Genomic DNA, 249 nt, shown 5'->3' with positions numbered 1-249 from the left:
CGCGCGATCGGCGGGTTTTACCGGCTCGATCGTGATTTGACGCTGGAGCGCTTGCCGTTGCCCGCGCCCGCCATTTCGAACAGCATCGCGTTCAGTCCCGACGGCGCGACGATGTACTACTGCGATTCGCCGACGCGTGAGATTCGCGCCTGCGACTACCTGGCGGACGGCGGCATCGCCAACGACCGCGTGTTCGCGCGCCTCACCGATGCAACCGGCGAGCCGGACGGCTCGACCGTCGATCGCGAC

The 249-nt window shown here is 67.5% G+C and carries 1 protein-coding gene; it reads left to right on the top strand.

The genetic code is table 11. The annotated features are described in order from the left end of the window. Nucleotides 1-249 (top strand): SMP-30/gluconolactonase/LRE family protein (locus SB822_RS59420; protein WP_410859417.1); only part of this gene is annotated, 249 nt, incomplete at both ends.

This window comes from Paraburkholderia sp. SIMBA_054 (assembly GCF_046534875.1).
Classification (GTDB): Bacteria; Pseudomonadota; Gammaproteobacteria; order Burkholderiales; family Burkholderiaceae; genus Paraburkholderia; species Paraburkholderia hospita.
This window is presented reverse-complemented; position numbering and strand designations above follow the sequence as displayed.